The organism is Pseudomonas sp. FP597 (genome assembly GCF_030687435.1).
In the GTDB taxonomy this organism is placed as follows: domain Bacteria; phylum Pseudomonadota; class Gammaproteobacteria; order Pseudomonadales; family Pseudomonadaceae; genus Aquipseudomonas; species Aquipseudomonas lactucae.
Genome location: NZ_CP117432.1, coordinates 2,545,082 through 2,562,166 on the forward strand (window position 1 = coordinate 2,545,082; position 17,085 = coordinate 2,562,166).

General features: G+C 60.0%; 11 protein-coding genes and 2 pseudogenes. 5 read left to right on the plus strand and 8 right to left on the minus strand.

Translation table 11 applies throughout. From position 1 onward, the window contains the following. Positions 1-20 precede the first annotated feature (20 nt). The 4 genes from PSH66_RS11915 to PSH66_RS11930 form a co-directional block, all read right to left on the minus strand. Entirely contained in the window at positions 21-1,043 is a 1,023-nt protein-coding gene (locus PSH66_RS11915) for a glycosyltransferase family 2 protein (protein WP_003174448.1), read from the minus strand. A 12-nt stretch (positions 1,044-1,055) separates the two neighbouring features. Then, positions 1,056-3,407 (minus strand): phospholipid carrier-dependent glycosyltransferase, encoded by a 2,352-nt coding sequence (locus tag PSH66_RS11920; protein ID WP_305429146.1) that lies wholly within the window; start codon positions 3,405-3,407, stop codon positions 1,056-1,058. A 104-nt stretch (positions 3,408-3,511) separates the two neighbouring features. Then, positions 3,512-5,962: a glycosyltransferase gene (locus tag PSH66_RS11925; RefSeq protein WP_305429148.1), complete on the minus strand. Its 2,451-nt coding sequence runs from the start codon at positions 5,960-5,962 to the stop codon at positions 3,512-3,514. 147 nt (positions 5,963-6,109) lie between these two features. Beyond that, positions 6,110-6,928: an ABC transporter permease gene (locus PSH66_RS11930; RefSeq protein ID WP_003174451.1), complete on the minus strand. Its 819-nt coding sequence runs from the start codon at positions 6,926-6,928 to the stop codon at positions 6,110-6,112. Positions 6,929-7,111: 183 nt separating this feature from the next. Between PSH66_RS11930 and PSH66_RS11935 the strand changes: the two are divergent. From PSH66_RS11935 to PSH66_RS11950, 4 genes and pseudogenes are all read left to right on the plus strand, one after another. After that, positions 7,112-8,341, plus strand: a pseudogene (locus PSH66_RS11935) (ABC transporter ATP-binding protein); the annotation flags it as partial. A 165-nt stretch (positions 8,342-8,506) separates the two neighbouring features. After that, positions 8,507-9,823: pseudogene (locus PSH66_RS11940) on the plus strand (polysaccharide pyruvyl transferase family protein); the annotation flags it as partial. After that, complete coding sequence (locus PSH66_RS11945; protein WP_141064123.1) at positions 9,817-10,503, plus strand: 2OG-Fe(II) oxygenase; 687 nt, start codon at positions 9,817-9,819, stop codon at positions 10,501-10,503. The pseudogene PSH66_RS11940 and the gene PSH66_RS11945, both read left to right, overlap by 7 nt. Continuing rightward, the gene (locus PSH66_RS11950; protein ID WP_370694848.1) at positions 10,496-12,661 is read left to right on the plus strand and encodes a glycosyltransferase; all 2,166 of its coding nucleotides are present in this window, start codon (positions 10,496-10,498) and stop codon (positions 12,659-12,661) included. Before PSH66_RS11945 ends, PSH66_RS11950 begins: the two co-directional genes overlap by 8 nt. 20 nt (positions 12,662-12,681) lie before the next feature. Here the strand turns inward: PSH66_RS11950 and PSH66_RS11955 are convergent, their stop codons facing one another. From PSH66_RS11955 to PSH66_RS11970, 4 genes are all read right to left on the minus strand, one after another. Then, positions 12,682-13,533 (minus strand): NAD(P)-dependent oxidoreductase, encoded by an 852-nt coding sequence (locus tag PSH66_RS11955; RefSeq protein ID WP_003174455.1) that lies wholly within the window; start codon positions 13,531-13,533, stop codon positions 12,682-12,684. A gap of 10 nt (positions 13,534-13,543) precedes the next feature. Further along, complete coding sequence (locus tag PSH66_RS11960; protein ID WP_305429151.1) at positions 13,544-14,488, minus strand: glycosyltransferase family 2 protein; 945 nt, start codon at positions 14,486-14,488, stop codon at positions 13,544-13,546. A gap of 155 nt (positions 14,489-14,643) precedes the next feature. After that, positions 14,644-15,507 (minus strand): sensor domain-containing diguanylate cyclase, encoded by an 864-nt coding sequence (locus PSH66_RS11965; RefSeq protein WP_078732610.1) that lies wholly within the window; start codon positions 15,505-15,507, stop codon positions 14,644-14,646. Between the two features lie 102 nt (positions 15,508-15,609). Beyond that, on the minus strand, positions 15,610-16,212 hold the full coding sequence (locus tag PSH66_RS11970; RefSeq protein WP_003174459.1) for a helix-turn-helix domain-containing protein: 603 nt from the start codon (positions 16,210-16,212) through the stop codon (positions 15,610-15,612). A gap of 156 nt (positions 16,213-16,368) precedes the next feature. On the opposite strand from PSH66_RS11970, the gene PSH66_RS11975 reads away from it, so the two are divergent. After that, positions 16,369-17,064 carry a B3/4 domain-containing protein gene (locus PSH66_RS11975; protein ID WP_078824057.1) on the plus strand — a complete coding sequence of 232 codons (696 nt, stop codon included), beginning with the start codon at positions 16,369-16,371 and terminating at the stop codon, positions 17,062-17,064. Positions 17,065-17,085: the final 21 nt, after the last annotated feature.

A 17,085-nucleotide genomic window follows, 5' to 3' on the forward strand; every position in this document is an offset into this window, starting at 1 on the left:
TGGGTCCGATAAAAAATCTCTCAGCGCTTTAATGAGTGTTCTTCCCGCAATGAGGGGGCTTTGCCCCGCTTGTAATGGCGTGGCCTGCTGGGCACCGAGGCGATGTCATAGCCGAGGAACGCCATGATCAACTGCAAGCCCATGAGCATGGGCAATGCGCTGAGCATCACGGTTCCGGCCGGTGTCGCGATGCCGTGCTGTGCTGATTCGTACCAGTGATAACTGCCAAAGAGGATGCCGAACACGAACATCACCATTCCGAGCGGCAATTCGATCGAAGCCAGGGACATGTCGCGCAGGTAGTAGTTGTAGAGCACGCGCTTGGTGAAATTGCGCACATGCTTGAACAGGAACTCGCCGACGATTTTCGAAACGTTGAGATGACTGACTTCGTCGCCGTAGCGGGCCTCCATCGGAATATCCACCACCACCGCGCGCAGTGTATTCAGGCGGAACAGGATGTCGGTTTCGAAGAAGTAGCGCTGGCTGAGTTTGTCCAGGGGCAAGAGCCTGGCGACGTCACGGTGAATCGCCGTGTAGCCGTTGGTGGGATCGAACAGGTCCCAGTAACCCGTCGACAGTTTGGCCATCAGCGACAATACCGCGTTGCCGAACAGACGCAGCCGCGGCATCGACTGGACCTCTTCCAGGTCAAAAAAACGATTGCCCTTGGTGTAGTCGGCTTCGCCCGCCAGGATCGGGTCGATGAACAACGGGATCAGGGTCGGGTCCATCTGGCCGTCGCCGTCGACTTTGACGATGATGCTCGCGCCTTCGGCGAGGGCGGCGCGATAGCCGGTCATGACCGCGCCGCCCACGCCTTTGTTGACGTCATGGGGCAGCACTCGGACCCGAGGGTCGTTGCAGGACGCCAGGACATGTTTGCCTGAGCCGTCCGGGCAGGCATCGTCAATGACATAGATGCGCCAGACCCGCGGCCCTATGGCTTCTATGACACCCATGATGTGCGCGGTGACCCGATAGCTGGGAATGACCACGGCGACGCGTTGTTCATCCGTGAAAAGCGCTGTTTTCGAGTTCATCGATATCGCCCGTTATTGCCTGAAGGAAAGTGACTTGAACGCCACCGGCGTGTCGGTATGCCCCGATGCATAAATGATTGCGGACGTGGCATTGGCAGGGGCAACGACGTTCATCTCATGGGTCTCCCATTGCGTGGTGCAGTCAAACGTTTCGATGCGGGTGGAAATGAAGTCACCGCGGTCGTCCATCCAATTGGCCTGGATTCTTCCGGTGGTGGCGGTTGTCGCGCAGCGCGCGGACACGCTGTTGATGTAGGTCATTCCCGGCGTCACGGCGACGCGCTGTGTTGCCGGCGTGTTGACGTTGACGGTGAGGATGTTGCGTGACGCGTCATAGGTTGTCGGTGACGTCAGGCTCCAGCCCTCGAGGCTGGATAAATCCGGGTTGAGCAGGTGTTCGTGGTGCGTAACGTCGAGTTTTCGCAGGTCCAGGTCACCCAGCCTGGCGTACGAAGTGGACACCGCAAGCAGCCGCTCGAGTGGCGCCTGGGGCAGGGCCTTGAGGTCGATCACCAGCCAGCTCACCCGGCGCTGGCGCAGGCGCTGGGCAAGCTGCGCGGGAGAGGTCGCTGTGTCGAATTCGCCTTTCCACTTCAGGTTGTACCAGGAGGCGTAAAGGGCATCGCCGCGCAAACCGGCCATCAAGGGCGGCGCAAAAACCGCCACGGGCTGATCGCCGTTATTCAAGGCGTTGACGGTGTCGACCATGTTTCGGATAGGCAATCGCTGCGCCAGATAGGCATCCCGACCGACCTGGCTCAACAGTGCCGAGGGTTTGATGTCGCCATAGTAAGTCGCCGCCTGAATGAAGCGGGTATTGGCCAGGATCAACACGCTGGCGGCCACGATGGCGAGGCTGCGCGGAAAGATCCGGGTGTCGGAAAAGGGTAGGGCCAGGATCACTGAGAAGAGCGCGAAGGAAGGGAACACATAACGCAGATAGGCCGTGGAGTGGAACGTCAGGAACAATGCGCCGGCGCCGACCAGCAGTATGCACAGGGCTTTTTTATTGCCGCTCAACAGCACGGCGACGGCCGCCGTGGGCAGTAACAGCCATTGAAAACCTGCCGCACCGATGCGCCCTTCAATGAACTGAGGCGAATTGAAGACCATGCGGTAGAGCGTGTCCCAGCTCATGCCTGTACCGAACGTGGCCGGCGGTTTGAAATCCAGGCTTGGCCAGAGCGGCGAATGGAAAATCGCATTGAAAAACGGGAACACGGGATTACCGGTCAAATACCAGGCCGAGACGTAAGGGGTAGCGCCGGCCAGTATCAGGCCGGCACTGCCCAGCAGGAGCGTCTTGGCCAGCCCCTGGATGGCCCAGGCTTTGTAGTGCAGCAAGAGCACCACCAGCAGCACCGGCAGGACGCTCAGCGTCACAGCCTTGGTCGCCATGGCGAAGCCCAGCAGGATGCCGGCCAGAACCCATTGCGAGAGGCGCTCCCCTGGGTCCGCCGTGAAGCGTGAGACCTTCAGGATCGCCAGTGTCCCGGCCATCATGAACGCGGTCCATGCCGACTCTATGTGCAAGCTGCTGCTTTCAGCGAAGGCAAGGGGCGTCGACAGAAAGATCAGGCTGGCCAGGCGGGCACTGGTGGCAGAACCTGCGGCCCAGAGCGTCAGGCTGCGGATCTGCCACGCCACCAGCAAGGTGAACGCGCTGTTGATCAGGCGCGCGGCTGTTTCGCCGCCCAGCATATAGACATTGCTGTAGATCCAGTCGGCCAGCATGGGCATGACCGCCCACACGTAGGTGTTCGCATCGAACGACCATTGATGCCGCTGTGCCAAGTGTGACGGGACGAAGAGGTGCATGGCCAACGCGTCATGCCCGACCTCCGGCATGAAGGCGACCAGCACATACAGGCAGGCGAAACTGCAGATCAGTACGTCAAGCCCGGTCTGCAAAGGTGTTTGCGCGCCACGGTCGGCCTGCAGGTGCCCCAGCAGTTCACGCCCTATCGATACGACGTGTTTGCGCCCCAGCAAAAGTGGTAATGACAACAACGCGCCATACAGCCACGGGTAGTTGATCGGCACGTAGGCCGCCAGACCCGTCAGGGTGCCGAACGTACCTGCCCCCACCAGCAGGTGGACGCTCCGATCGGCCGATACGGTTTGCCGGAGCATGCACTTGCCGAGCACGGTCGCCGACAGTGCGAAGGTCGCCACGACAATCACCGGCCATGTCTGCGCACAGGCAATGGACACGCAGGCGAGCAAACCCAGGCAGAGCACGAACGGTGGTTTGCGGGTGAAAACGGTCAGGGCGGTCAGTGCCGCCAACGCCAGCACTATCGTGCGGGTGCTGCTGTTCATGGACGCCAGTTCAAGCGTCGCAAACCCGTACGTGCCAACCATCACACTCGCCAGTAAAACGGACAGCACTACTGCATATTTCAGGCTGTATCTGGGCAAAATATTGTCTCTGTTGTTCAGCACCTCAGTGCGATGCAAAGGCGGGCTTACACGTCTCGGTATGTGTGTGGGACCCAGGAGCCCCATTTGCTCTCGTAGATCGCGCGGTTTTTCTCGAAAAGCGCTTGTTTTTTCGCGGCTCCCAGGGTGTTGAACGAGGCAGACATGTGGTGGTGAACGAAGACGTCTTCGGCGCAGGCCGCGCGCATGCCACGACGTTGTACGCGACGGCAGTAATCGTCATCCTCAAAGAACCCCAGGCCATAGTCTTCGCACAGGCCACCGACTTTTTCGTAGGTCGAGCGCGGGAACATCACGCAGAAAAACGCCAGGGTATTGATTTCGAACCATTCGCCCATGCGGGCGCGGGTCATCTGCGCGGCTTCGGCGGGCATGTCGTCTATCCGCTCATACCGGGTGCTGACTTTGGCTTCATTGCCGATGTTGTTGGTGATCGGGCCGATGATGCCGATTTCCTTGTTATCGCGCAGGTGGCGAAGCAGGCCTTTGATCCAGCCGGCAGTAACGACCGTGTCGTTGTTCAGGACCACCAGATACTCGCCACTGGCCGCTGCGAGGCCCAGGTTGTTGCCGGCGGCAAACCCCTTGTTGTCCGCGTTGAGGATGACGATCCGGTCTGGATGCCCATCGGCCCAGGCAGTCAGAAAGGCGGGGGTCTGGTCGCTGGAATGGTTGTCGACGACAATGATTTCCAGGTTCGGGTAGTGGCTCTGAGTCAACAGGCTGTCGAGGCAGGCTTTGGTCAGTTCGAGATTGTTATAGGTCAACACCACAACGCTGACTTTAGGTTCGGGCAATGTCGCGATGGCCTTGCGCAGGCTGGTGGCCCGGTGCCGCCAGGTCTGGCCCCGGGCAAACGATTGACGCGCCTGCACCGTGGAGCGGGCCTCCGGGAGTGCTTTCAGGACATCGCGTAGGGTCGAGATGAACTCAGTCGGCTGTTCAACCGCCCAGACCCGTTTGCCGAACTGGCTCAACTCCGGCAGCTTCACCGACACCACCGGTTTTCCCGCGCTCAGGTATTCGTAGACCTTGACCGGGTTGGTGGCGAGGGTCAGCGGCATGACCTTGAACGGCAGCAGGCAAACGTCCATGGCGTGCAGGTAGTAGGGCAGGGAGGCATACGGGACCTCACCCTCCAGGACCACATTCGGGCAGGCCTTGAAGTGTTTTTTGGCCTGTACGATATCGCTGCCGATCAACAGGATCAGGTGCTGCGGGAAGGCTTGGGCGACTCGCTTGACCAGGTCCAGGTCGAACCATTCGGCAATGACACCGTAGTAACCGATGATCTTTCTGTTGGCGGGATCTCGGTAGAGCTTGTCGGGGCGCTGACTGAAGAAGCTGAACTCACAGGCGTTGCGGATCACTTCCACATTGCGATTTTCCCGCTTGCCGTGTTGTTCGATCCAGTCGGATGTCGCCACCAGCAGATCGGCCCTACGCATCAGGGCGATTTCAAGGTCGAGTAATTCCTGGGCAACGTTGCCGAAGCCTTCGTGGTGATCCATGCAGTCATAGACCAGTGTCGAGTTGGGGACACGCCTGGCCAGCGGAAACCAGTAGGCGTGCTGCACAATGCAGTCCACGGGACCAACGTTCGCCCATTGCAGCAGCATGGCCAGGCCTTCGCACAATTGACGAATCGCGGTCGCTGAAGGAGGTGCGTGATAGATGGCCGGTGCGCCGCTCACCTTGAAACGGATCTGGAACAGCTGGTTGGAACCTTCCAGTGCCTCGACTTCGAAGCCGGGGGCATCATCGTCGATAAAATGGTTCGAAATATAGAGCGTGGTCTGCCCCGCCCGGGCCAATTCCTTGGCCAGGTTCTGCGGGCGCTGGATGCGGAAATGCCAGTCAATCACACCGAACATCAGGATCATGGACTGCCCTGGGCAAGGCGGCACTTCAAGGTGTGCGTGGGGTGGCACGTAATGCTGCGCAGTGAGGGCGGCCGGCGCCGAAGGCTCGCCCGGCGTTACCTTGGCGGGTTTGAACCAGCCTCGAAGGCGACGCGCCAACGTGCGTTTCTGCTGTGCGGGGAAGGGCAGCCAGCCGTAGACCCGGCGCGACCATTTATACAGCTGCTTGCGTATCGAATAACGCAGCGGTGCGCGTTCGATGGCGCTGCCCCAATCAGAAAGCTTGACCAGCTCGGCCTGCTTCGTCGCCAGTTGAGCGCGCAGGTCCACCGCCCAATCGGAAAGCGCGACAGCTTCGCTTTCTTTGGTCTGGAGCAAGGCTTCTGCGTCCTTGAGGCGTTGCCGGGTCTCGCGCAGTTGTTCGAGCAGCCGCGCGTTCTCCGTCTCCTGGACGGCCACGCGGGTGTGAAGCGGCTTGGACTCACGGTTCAACTGTTCGATAAGCCGGTCCCGCTTCTCGATTTCCTTGACCAGTTGCATCGCTTCAATGGATCTGGAGTGGGTGGAGCGCGTCAGTCGGTCAATGCAAACAACAAGACGGTTGATCTGGTCCATGCGGTTTTTTTCGTCCTTGATTCAATACGGTCAACCCACGCTCGATTTTTCAGGATCGCTGTGGGCTTAAAACTACAAACCGTGCGCGGCTTTCAGCAGCGCCAGGTACCAGCATAGACGCTTATGGACGGCGCGCCACCAACGCACTCATATGACATCGGCAAAGCCTTTGCGTGTCTTCTGGAACCAGGCGAAACCGGCGCAGGCAATCAGCACAGACACGGCCGAATAAGCCGCCAGGTGTTCCCAGTGCGGTGGCCGGCCCCAGTACAGAACCTCGCGGACCATTTCCACCGGCAGCGTCAGGGGATTGGCCTGCAAGGCCACCTGATAGCCGGGTGGCAGGGTCGAGAGCGGATAGAAAATCGGCGAGAGAAACAACATTGCTGTGACGATAATGCCGACGAACTGGCCAATATCACGCAGGTAAACGCTGATCGCGGCGAGAAACCAGGAGATCCCCAGCGTCATCAGCACCAATGGAAAAAGCACCACTGGCAGGAGCAGCGCGGTCAACGGTGGGGTTCCGAACAGCACGATATAGAAAACCAGCCAGGCCAGGACGCTGACAGCCATGTGAAACAGCGCCGCGCCGAGGGACACCAGGGACAGGGTTTCCAGCGGAAACACAATTTTTTTGACGTAGTTGGCATTGGCCAGCACCAGGCCCGGTGCACGGTTGATGCATTCGGAAAACAGGTTGAATACCAGCAGGCCGGCGAACAGCACCAGGGCAAACTCGCTTCTGGATTCACCACCGCCAGCCCAGCGGGCCTTGAACACCACACTGAACACGAAGGTGTAGACCACCAGCATGAACACCGGCGTGAAGAACGACCACAGGATGCCGAGCACCGAACCTTTGTAGCGACTGATGATTTCCCTGTGGATCAACACGTGGATCAATACTCGATTGATCAGGACACTGTTGATCATGGCGGCAGGGGACAGGCGGAACGGCTGCATGGGTCTTGATCCTTAAGACGATATCGGAGGCTACTTGAATCGCATCGTATTGGAGACTAGGCCAAGTTTGGATTCGCTCGAAGTTTTTTATCCAATCTGTGCTTAACTCATCCGCAGCAGCCAGCGAAGGACTGATTCAACAGTGTCGCAATAATGGTCGAGATTCATGGAAGGGCTTTGCCGATGTCGTTTGAAGTGGCCATCAGCGCCAAAAACCTGAGCAAGTGTTATCAGATTTACGAAGCGCCCAAAGACCGCCTGTTGCAGATGCTGGCATGCGGCAGGAAGCAGTTCTACCGTGAGTTCTGGGCCCTGGACGATGTTTCCCTGACCATCGCAAAGGGGGAAACCGTCGGTATCATTGGCCGTAATGGCTGTGGTAAATCCACCCTGTTGCAACTGATCTGCGGCACCTTGATGCCGACCCGGGGCAGTGTCCAGGGGCATGGCCGGATTGCCGCGTTGCTTGAGTTGGGATCGGGCTTCAACCCGGAGTTCACCGGACGGGAAAACGTCTACGTGAATGCGGCGGTGCTGGGCTTGAGCCGCGCTGAAATCGACGCGCGTTTCGATGACATCATCGCCTTCGCCAACATCGGCGACTTTATCGACCAGCCCACCAAGATCTATTCCAGCGGCATGCTGGTACGGTTGGCGTTCGCCGTTTCGGTGTGTGTCGAGCCCGAGATCCTGATCGTCGATGAGGCGCTTTCTGTCGGCGATGCCTCCTTTCAATTCAAATGCCTGAACCGGCTGGAAGAGCTGGCCGCCAAAGGCACGACCCTGCTGTTCGTGTCCCATGACATGAGCATGGTCAAGCGTTTCTGCCACCGGGTCATCTATCTGCGCGCGGGGCGGGTCGTTGCCAGTGGCGCGCCCGATGAAATGGCCGAGCTGCACTTGCTCGACATGCGTGACGAGCAACGTCGCTGGGCCAGTGGCGGGGCCGTACCGGTTACGCGCAAGTCGTTCATGGGCGCTCAGGAGGGGATTGCCTTTGGGACCGAAGAGGGACACATCAGCAGCGCCTGCTTCACCAACACCGGGCAACTGAGCTCCAGTTACCTGTATGGCGACGACATCGAGATTCGCGTCGAGGCGTTGCTGCATGAATCGATCACCCAGCCCAACATCAGCTTTACCGTTCAGGAGGCCAGACTGCTGGTGATCGGCGGCGGTAACTTTGCGCTGCAACCAGGCTCCGTCGAAGACGGCTGGCGGCGTACGGCGATCACCGTGCGCTTCCCGGCCAAACTCGCGCAGGGGCGCTATCACGTCACGCTCAAACTGTTGCACGGAGCCACGGAAGACACTTCGCAGTTGATCGAGAAACAGGTCGCGCTCCTGGCGTTCGACATGTTGCCGAACAACCAGAATTTTCTGGGCATGGTTGACCTGGGGTTGCAGCGGGTTGAGTCGCTTGCCGCGACGTGCGGGCCTCAAGGCGAGAAGGCGTTGCCTGAGCAGCTGGGCGAGCGCACTTGGCAGGTCGCTATATTTGGCACGTTTGACGTCGAAAACTACGGCGATCTGCTGTTTCCAATCATCGCCGAGGCGGAGCTTTCCCGACGCTTGGGTTCAGTCAACCTGCAGCGGTTTTCCTATCATGGGAAAACCCGGCCCGAGTGGCCCTATGCGGTCACGTCGCTGACGCAATTGCCGCAGGTAGCGGCCAGCCTCGATGGGGTTTTGATCGGCGGTGGTTTTCTGGTCCGATTCGATAAAGTCGTTGCCCATGGCTATGGTCCGCCAACCGCGGATATCCATCATCCCACCGGCTATTGGCTGACCCCTGCGCTGATCGCGCTGCAACACGGGGTACCCGTCATGTGGAACGCTCCCGGAATGCATTGCAACGGTATTCCCGACTGGGCTCGGCCGTTATTGACCATGGCCCTCGAGCAAAGCCCGTATGTGCGGGTACGTGATGCATTGTCGCGCGATACCCTCGGCGCGCTTACCCGGCAGGCCGAGATCGAGGTGCTGCCCGATACCGCATTCGGTTTGCCCCGCCTGATCGATGAACAGCAGCCCTCCGCAGAATTCATTCGCCTGCGCGAGCACGCCGGGCTGACCGGGCCCTATATCGTGATTCACGCCATTCACGTGGTCGAACCCTTTGTAAGACTGTTCGAAGAGCATCCTGAGGCGTTCCAGGACTATCGGTTCCTGGTGGTGCCGATCGGCCCGGTGCTGGGCGACGATCCTTCGGTCATCGCCGCACGCCTGCCGGGGGCCATCACCTTGTCGTTCTGGCCGGAACCTTTGCTCATGGCTGAAATACTCAGCCAGGCACAGGCAGTGATCGGGCATAGCTACCACCTGGCGATCACCGCCCTGGCCTTTGGCGTCCCGGTGTTTTGCTCGGCGGACCTGACCACCGGCAAGTACACGGCACTGGCCGGGTTCGACTCGCTGCACGCGCTGCCGGACGTGGCGACGGTCGATCCTCACTGGTTTCTCTCGCGGGTGGGCAAGACCCGTCCATCGCCTGCGGCCTGTGCGGCGGCGGATCAGTTGGTCGAGCATTGGGATCGGGGCGCGGCGATCATCCGCCAGGGTAAAACCTCGTCTGCGCCGGCGTTAGGGGCGTTTCTACAACATTTGCCCACTCTGCTCGAAGCCGCCGCCGAGGGCCGTGACTCAGCGACCACCGAGTGTCCGGCAAGCGCCGTTGCGCTACCGCCCGAGGTTGTGGAGCCCGCGCAGAACCTGGCGGCATTGGAGGCGCTTGCCCAGCAGCAACGGATTATCCAGCTCGATCAACAACTGGCCCTCAGCGACGCCAGGATGCTGGCGATGCAGAACTCCCATTCATTCCGAATGACCGCACCACTGCGTTCCATCGCCCGTGGTATCAGAAACCTGACAGCGAACAAGAACCGACCATGCTAGATCTCTCTCGACTCACGCCTGCGGCGCTCAAGACTCATCCCTTCTCCTGGGCTCAAATCGACAAGCTGTATTCGGTCGAGGATGGCGCTGCGTTGGCGGCGTCTTTTCCTCACGATCACTTCAAGACAGTGAGTGGTTATGGCGGCGAGAAAAACTATGACTACGAGGCGCGTGGCCTGGTGGGCATGGGCGCCGGTACCATCGTTTTCCCCGAAGCGCTCAGCGAGGCGTGGCAGAGGCTGGCGCAGGATCTGAGCTCGGCCGACTATCGAGAGGCCATGTCGCAGCTGAGCGGGATCGATCTGCGCGATGTGCCGATGGAGGTCAACGTGTTTCATTACGGCCCCGGCGCGAGCCTGGGCGCCCATCCGGACCTGCCCGACAAGCTGGTCACGCATATCCTGTATTTCAACGAGTCCTGGGACCGCAACGACGGCGGCTGCCTGAACATTCTGCAGCGCAACGACCCCAGTGCCGTGGTGGCCGAGATCGAGCCCCTGGTGGGTAATTCAGCGATCCTGGTGCGCTCGGATAATTCCTGGCACGCCGTCACACCGGTGGTGAATGGCTGTCATTGTTCACGCCGCAGCCTCACTGCAACGTTCTACCGACCGGGGTCCGTCAGCTCCCTGTGGCCGCCGGGTGACAGCACTGAGCTGCATGGGTACCCCCTTGCTTAAGCTCGACAACAGCTTGATCGACCGCGACGCCGCCTTGGCCCAGAGAGATGCGGCCATTCATGAGCGCGACAGCGCGCAGGCAAAAGTCGACTTCCTGCAAAACACCCGTTCGTGGCGTTTCACTCGGCCACTGCGCACGCTGTTCCGATGGTGGCGCTATGGTTTTTCCGCAGCGCCGGAATTTCCCGAGCGTGCGGTTGCAATGGTCTACCCGGCAGCGCCGCAGCTGTTGCCGAACGTTGAGGTGGATGCTGATTTCACCACGATAGGGCGCCTGGATATTCTCTGCTTCGCCAACATCGATTGGGCCGCGCGTTTCCAGCGCCCGCAACAGTTGATGAGTCAGTTTGCGAACCAGGGTTATCGGGTGTTTTATATCGTCCCCTCCAGCGTGCCGGAACCGGGGCAGCTCTATCACATGACCGCGGTGGCACCCAATGTCTTTGAAGTGGCGCTGCAGCGCGATGTTCAAGAAGCGTATTACGAAAAAATAGTGACGCCCGAAAATCATCAGGCCTTGTTGCGTGCGATGGCTGCCTTGGTCGCCGATATGCAGATAAAAACCGCCCTCTCGGTGGTGCATATCGCTTACTGGAGCCCCGTGGCACTCAGCCTTCGAGCCACGCATGGCTGGCGCATTCAGTACGATTGCATGGATGACTGGGATGGTTTTCCGAACATCGGCGAACAACTGCTGAGTGAGGAGAAGACCCTGATTGCCCAGGCCGACCTGGTGACCGTTTCCGCCGCACTGCTTTACCAGAAGTGGTGCGCACATAACCCGCGTTGCCTGCTGGTGCGAAACGCGGTGGATTTCGCTTTTTTCCGGCAGCACTGTTTTGCCAACGATGTGTTGAGCGGGCTGGTCGGCCCGGTGATCGGCTATTACGGTGCGCTGGCGCAATGGCTGGATTACCCCCTGCTGGCGGCGTTGGCGGACCGGCGGCCGGAATGGAATTTCATCCTGGTGGGGGACGTTTTCGTCGAGGACCTCGCGGGCCTTGAGCACAAGCCCAATGTGCAGTTGCTGGGCCGCAAGCCTTACGCGCAGATGCCGCTTTACCTGGATCATTTCGATGCGTGCCTGATTCCCTTCAGGCTCTACAACGTGACGCATGCGGTCGACCCGGTGAAATTCTACGAATACATCAGCGCAGGCAAGCCGGTGATCTCCACGCCGCTGGCAGAGATGAGCCTCTATAAAGACCTGCTGTACTTTGCAACCGGGGTCGATGAGTTCATCGAGCAGATCGAGCGGGCTCTGGCCGAGCGCGACCTGGCCCTGCACAAGCGACGCGTGGAGCTTGCCAGGGCCAATGATTGGAAAGATCGGTTCAATAGCCTGCAACAGGCTATCGTCGGGCTGTACGAAAAGGTCTCCATCGTGCTCGTGACCTATAACAATCTCAATCTGACCATTCAATGCGTCAACAGCATTCTGCGCAATACCACCTGGCCCCATTACCAGCTCATTGTTGTCGACAATGGTTCGGATGATGGTACGGCTGAGTACCTTGAACGCTTGCGTCAGGCAGTGCCGACGACCCGCGTCATCCTCAACTCGGACAACCGAGGTTTCGCTGCGGCCAACAACCAGGGCCTGCGGGAAGCCGATGGCGACGTCCTGCTGTTGCTCAATAACGACACGGTCGTCCCTGGCGGCTGGCTGGACCCGCTGGTCAGGCATTTGCGCGATCCGAGCATTGGTCTGGTCGGGCCGGTCACGAATGCGGTAGGCAACGAAGCGAAAGTCGAGGTTTCCTACACCGACATTCAACAGATGCAAGCGTTTGCCGATCACTACACAGCGGCACGCCGGGGACACTCGTTCGATATCCCGATGCTCGCGATGTTTTGTGTCGCCTTTCGCCGAAACATCCTCGACGAGGTGGGGTACCTGGATGAAACGTTCGGCATCGGCATGTTCGAAGACGACGACTACAGCCGTCGCGTGCAAACGGCCGGCTACCGGACGGTGTGCGCCGAAGACGCGTTTATCCATCACTACGGGCAGGCCTCGTTCAGAAAATTGATCGCCAGCGGCGAATATCAGGCCCTCTGGGACAAAAACCAGGCGTACTTCGAAAGCAAATGGGGGGCGTGGCAAGCCCATGTCCATCGGAATGAGGCGGGCGCGGTAAAGAAGGGAGAGGGTTAGGTCGCGCAGGCGCTGGCGTTTCAGCGCCCAGGCAAGTCTTCATGCGCCAGCTGAAACGTTCTCGGCGCAAAGCCCAGCCGGTCGCCAGCGTCCGAATGATCGAACACCAGGTCCTGATTCATCCGCGCCACCAGCGCGCTTGAAAGATGCCGGTAGCGCGGCAGGCTCCGCAAGATCGAAACGCCGACGCTCAAGGTCTTGGCGGGCACCGGCAGTATTCTCTGTGGACGCCCCATGGCCTGGAATATTCGTTTCACCATCGTGTGATAAGGCAACACCTCTCCTCCCGAGAGGGTGTAACCGCCACTGGGCAGGTCAGGTGCGCTCATCGCGCGCAGGCACGCCTGGATCACGTCATGCCCATGCACCGGTTGGCGCAATCCGGTTGCGCCACCGATCAGCGGGAAAAATCCGAAGCGTTGAATGAAGCGTGCTATCTGCGAGATGTTCTGGTCGCGGCCAAAGCCATAGATCAATGTTGGTCGCAGGATCACCCATTCGATCTGGCGTTGCGCCGCCCACTGTTCGATCGCCTCTTCTGCGTCTATCAATCGTTGCGCCAGGGCCCGTTCTCGCGCGTCGGGTGATGCTTGCTTGGCGAAACGGCTTGTGGAAGACAGCACCACAACGCGTTTGACAGAGGTGCCGGCCAAGCGCTCCAGATAGGCGGGCAACACCCAGATAGGCGCAAATGACACAAAAGTGTCCAGCGCCAGTCCGTGCCAATCGTCGGCTTGACGCCAGTTGACGCCGGGGCAGGGCACCTTGGGCAGCGCTCGGCTGAAGGCGCTCGTCGAGTGCCCGATGGAGGCCAGCAATGGCAGGGTGCGCTCGCCCAGGAAGCTGGAAGCGCCGAAAATTCCTATGCGCAATCCAGGTCTCTCATTTTGGGGACCATGCATTTTTCAGGCGGCTCGTCGCGTGGCGAAGGACCACCAGGCAGAATCGAAACCAGACCCCAACCACCACACTGAACCAGAGGACAGCCGGATATTTGCTGCGGAAAAACTTGCGATAGAAACGCAGGAACCCCCGGTGCTTGTGCCATTCGACGAAGTACGGACGATGCTGACTGCAGCCACCGAATACATGCATCACCTGGGCATCCGGCACGAACAGTACACGCCAGCCGGCCTGATGGAAGCGCATGCACCAGTCCAGGTCTTCGCAATGAAGGAAATACTCTTCGTCCCAAAATCCGACGCTCTCGATCGCTTCGCGCTTGACCAGCATACAGGCCCCGGAAATGGCTTCGACGACAATGGGCGCGGTGGGTAGTGGCTCCTTATGCAATAAAAAATCGGACCACACCGAATGGGAAAGTTTCGACAGCCGCGAAAGCCCGAAAGCCCGCATGAACGCGCGCCTGGGCGTCGGGAATACTCGGCGCCCGCCAGGTTGCTCGCTCCCGTCCTGATTGGACAGGAACCCTCCGACCATGCCGATCCGCGGTGCGCTGTGCAACGCCAACAGCAAACGGTCTATCGCGTCTGCGGCCACTACGGTGTCCGGGTTCAAGAAAAACAAATTGAGGGCCGTTGACAGACGGGCACCTTGATTGCACGCCACGGCGAAGCCCAGATTGGCGGTATTGCGCAGGACTCGAAGGGAATCACGGCCAGCGTGGGCTCGCTCCAGTCGCATCAAACTGTCATCGTGAGAGTCGTTGTCGACCACGATCACTGTGCAAGCACCGGCGGCAAACGCCGACGCTACGCACGCCAGCAACAGGTCACCGGCGTTGTAATTGACAATGATCACATCGCATTCGCCATGTCGAGACGATGTAACCGAATCCTCAAGAGTGAGCAGGTCCTCTGCTTCCAACTTTATTACTCCCTGTACAGACCTGGATGCGTACGGGGTCGCAACTGCTCAGGCCTTCATCCAAGATAGCAGGTCCGTGCTTTTGCACCAGTTCCTCAAGCGCGTGCCGGGCGGCGTCACGGCCTGGCTTTCAACCGGTCAGGGCATTCTCCTTGTCACTCCGTTGCAAACCGCTGCCTTTTGATACGGTACATATCGCCATCGGCATGGCTGAGCAGCGTATCGGCATCCGTTCCGTCGACCGGGTAAACAGCCACGCCGATACTGCAGGACGGCATTTTGAGCGCACCAAACTCGGCGCCCAACGGTTCGGCCATCACCGCGAGTATCTGCGCCACCTTGACGGCAACGGCATCCGGCGTCGGGCTATCGGCCAGCAGCACGGTGAATTCATCGCCGCCCATCCGCGCCACCAGCTCGTTCTTGCGCAGGCAGCGCTCCAGCCGTCGCGCGATCACACACAGCACACGATCGCCCACGGCATGCCCATGCACATCATTGATAGCCTTGAAGTCGTTGATGTCCACAAACAATAACGCCAGGGGCTGGTTATGCGTCTGTGCGCTGTGCAGGGCGTGTTCCAGTCGATCGTTGAACAGCAACCGATTGGTGAGGGCCGTCAGCGGATCATGATGGGCGAGGAACCGTAACTCTTCCTCGGCCTGGGTGAGCGCTGTCACGTCCCGTGCCACACCGATCCGCGCGCCCACCTCCTGGGACCAGAAGGCGGCCCACAGGATATGCACGATACTGCCATCCTTGCGGATATAGCGGTTGCGAAAGTCGACATGGGCCTGGCCATTCATGACACGGACAATGGAGGCCCGGGTGCGTGCCAGGTCTTCAGGGTGCATATAGCGGGTAATCAGGGTGCCTCTCAGCTCATCGGCCGAGTAACCGAGCAGTGCCTCACAGGCATCGCTGACAAACGCAATCTGGTTTTCACCGTCAACGACAAACACCGTATCCAACATCAGGTGGATCAGTTTGGGGTACAGCGCTTGCAGGTCTACGGGCATGGGACATCCGGCCATCCGGTTCGTATCGGCTGATGATAGCCCGATCATCAGGGGCGGCGTTGAGCTATCCCGCACATTTTTGCTGCCTGCTTGCGCGCGCCCTCACTGATGGATTTCGGTCACCGACATGGTGAAAACCAATCGGGACCTGCCCGCATTCGCATAGCGGTGCGCAACGTCGGTTCTCGCCACCGCCGAACTGCCTGCGGGGATGATCAGCTCGGTTTCCCCGACCACGCATTTGAGCGTGCCTTTCTCCACATGGAACAACTCAAGGGTGCCTTGCGGGTGCCCTTGCGACGAAAAGGACTCGCCTGGAAACATTTCCCAGCGCCACAGTTCGATCATGTTCGGCCCCGAGGTACCCGCCAGCAGCCGCGCTGTCCCACCCAGCTCGCCGGTCCAGAGCGTCGGGATGTCCTGACTGGCGATCATATGGGCGGCCGGCACGTCCGTCACGTTGACGATATCGGCAACGGACAACCCCAGCGCCGCGGCGATTTTGCACAGGATGCCGATGCTTGGGTTGGCCGTGCATTTTTCAATTTCAACCACCATGCCTTTGCTTACGCCGGCACGCCGGGACAGCTCGTCCAAGGTGATGCTCTGCGCCTGTCGGGCCTGCTTGAGGGTGCGTGCGACGGCCAGGCTCACGGCTTGAGCATCGGCGCCGGGGGTGGTCGTTTTACCGGTCTTTTTGGTCATGGGGGAGGGGGCATGCGCTGAAGTTGGGGGGATTCTGGGTGCTTGTCGGCGCTGGCGTCAATCCGTGCGCCGGCTGGTGGGTGTTGGTCGATATATTGACTTTTTTGGTCGGCACTAACTAGCATGAAATCACCTGTGGAACGCTGGAGACTCTTGATGCTGTCCGTATTGCCGTTAATTGACCAGGCCGTGGTGACACTGGCCCCGCAGTTCCGCGCGCTGAGCATTGTGGTGCAGGCGGCGCCGCTCACGCATCCAGGCGTTGCGCAAGAAGCCTTGGAGCGTGCTTGCCGATCAGTGCTGGCGGGCGGCCCAAGCTGGGGCGATGCGCATCTGGCCGCCTGGGCGGATACCTTCCGTGCCTTCGGCGCCAAACCGCAACGCACACCGTGTTCGGCGCAGGCATTGCGCAAGCGCGTGCTCAAGGACGGCCACTTGCCGAGCCTGGACCCGATTGTCGACCTCTACAACGCCATCAGCCTTGAGTACGCCATTCCCGTTGGCGGGGAAAACGCGCAAGCCTATATGGGGGCCCCACGGCTGGTGGTCGCAGAGGGCACAGAGCCTTTTGACACGATGAAAGAAGGTGCCCCCGCCTACGAGTATCCGGACCCCGGCGAGGTGGTATGGCGTGATGAAAAAGGCGTGACGTGCCGTCGCTGGAACTGGCGGCAAGGCGCCAGGACTCGGCTGGACGCCGATGCCAGGCACATGTGGTTCATCCTCGAAAGTCTGCCGGCCATGCCGCTTGAGGCCTTGACCGAAGCCGGCGACAAGCTGATCGAAGGCTTGCAGAGGATGATGCCGGGTGTGCAGATCGAGAGTTCACTGATCGGCCCCGGGGCCTCCTGAACCCTCGTCACCGTAAGGCGT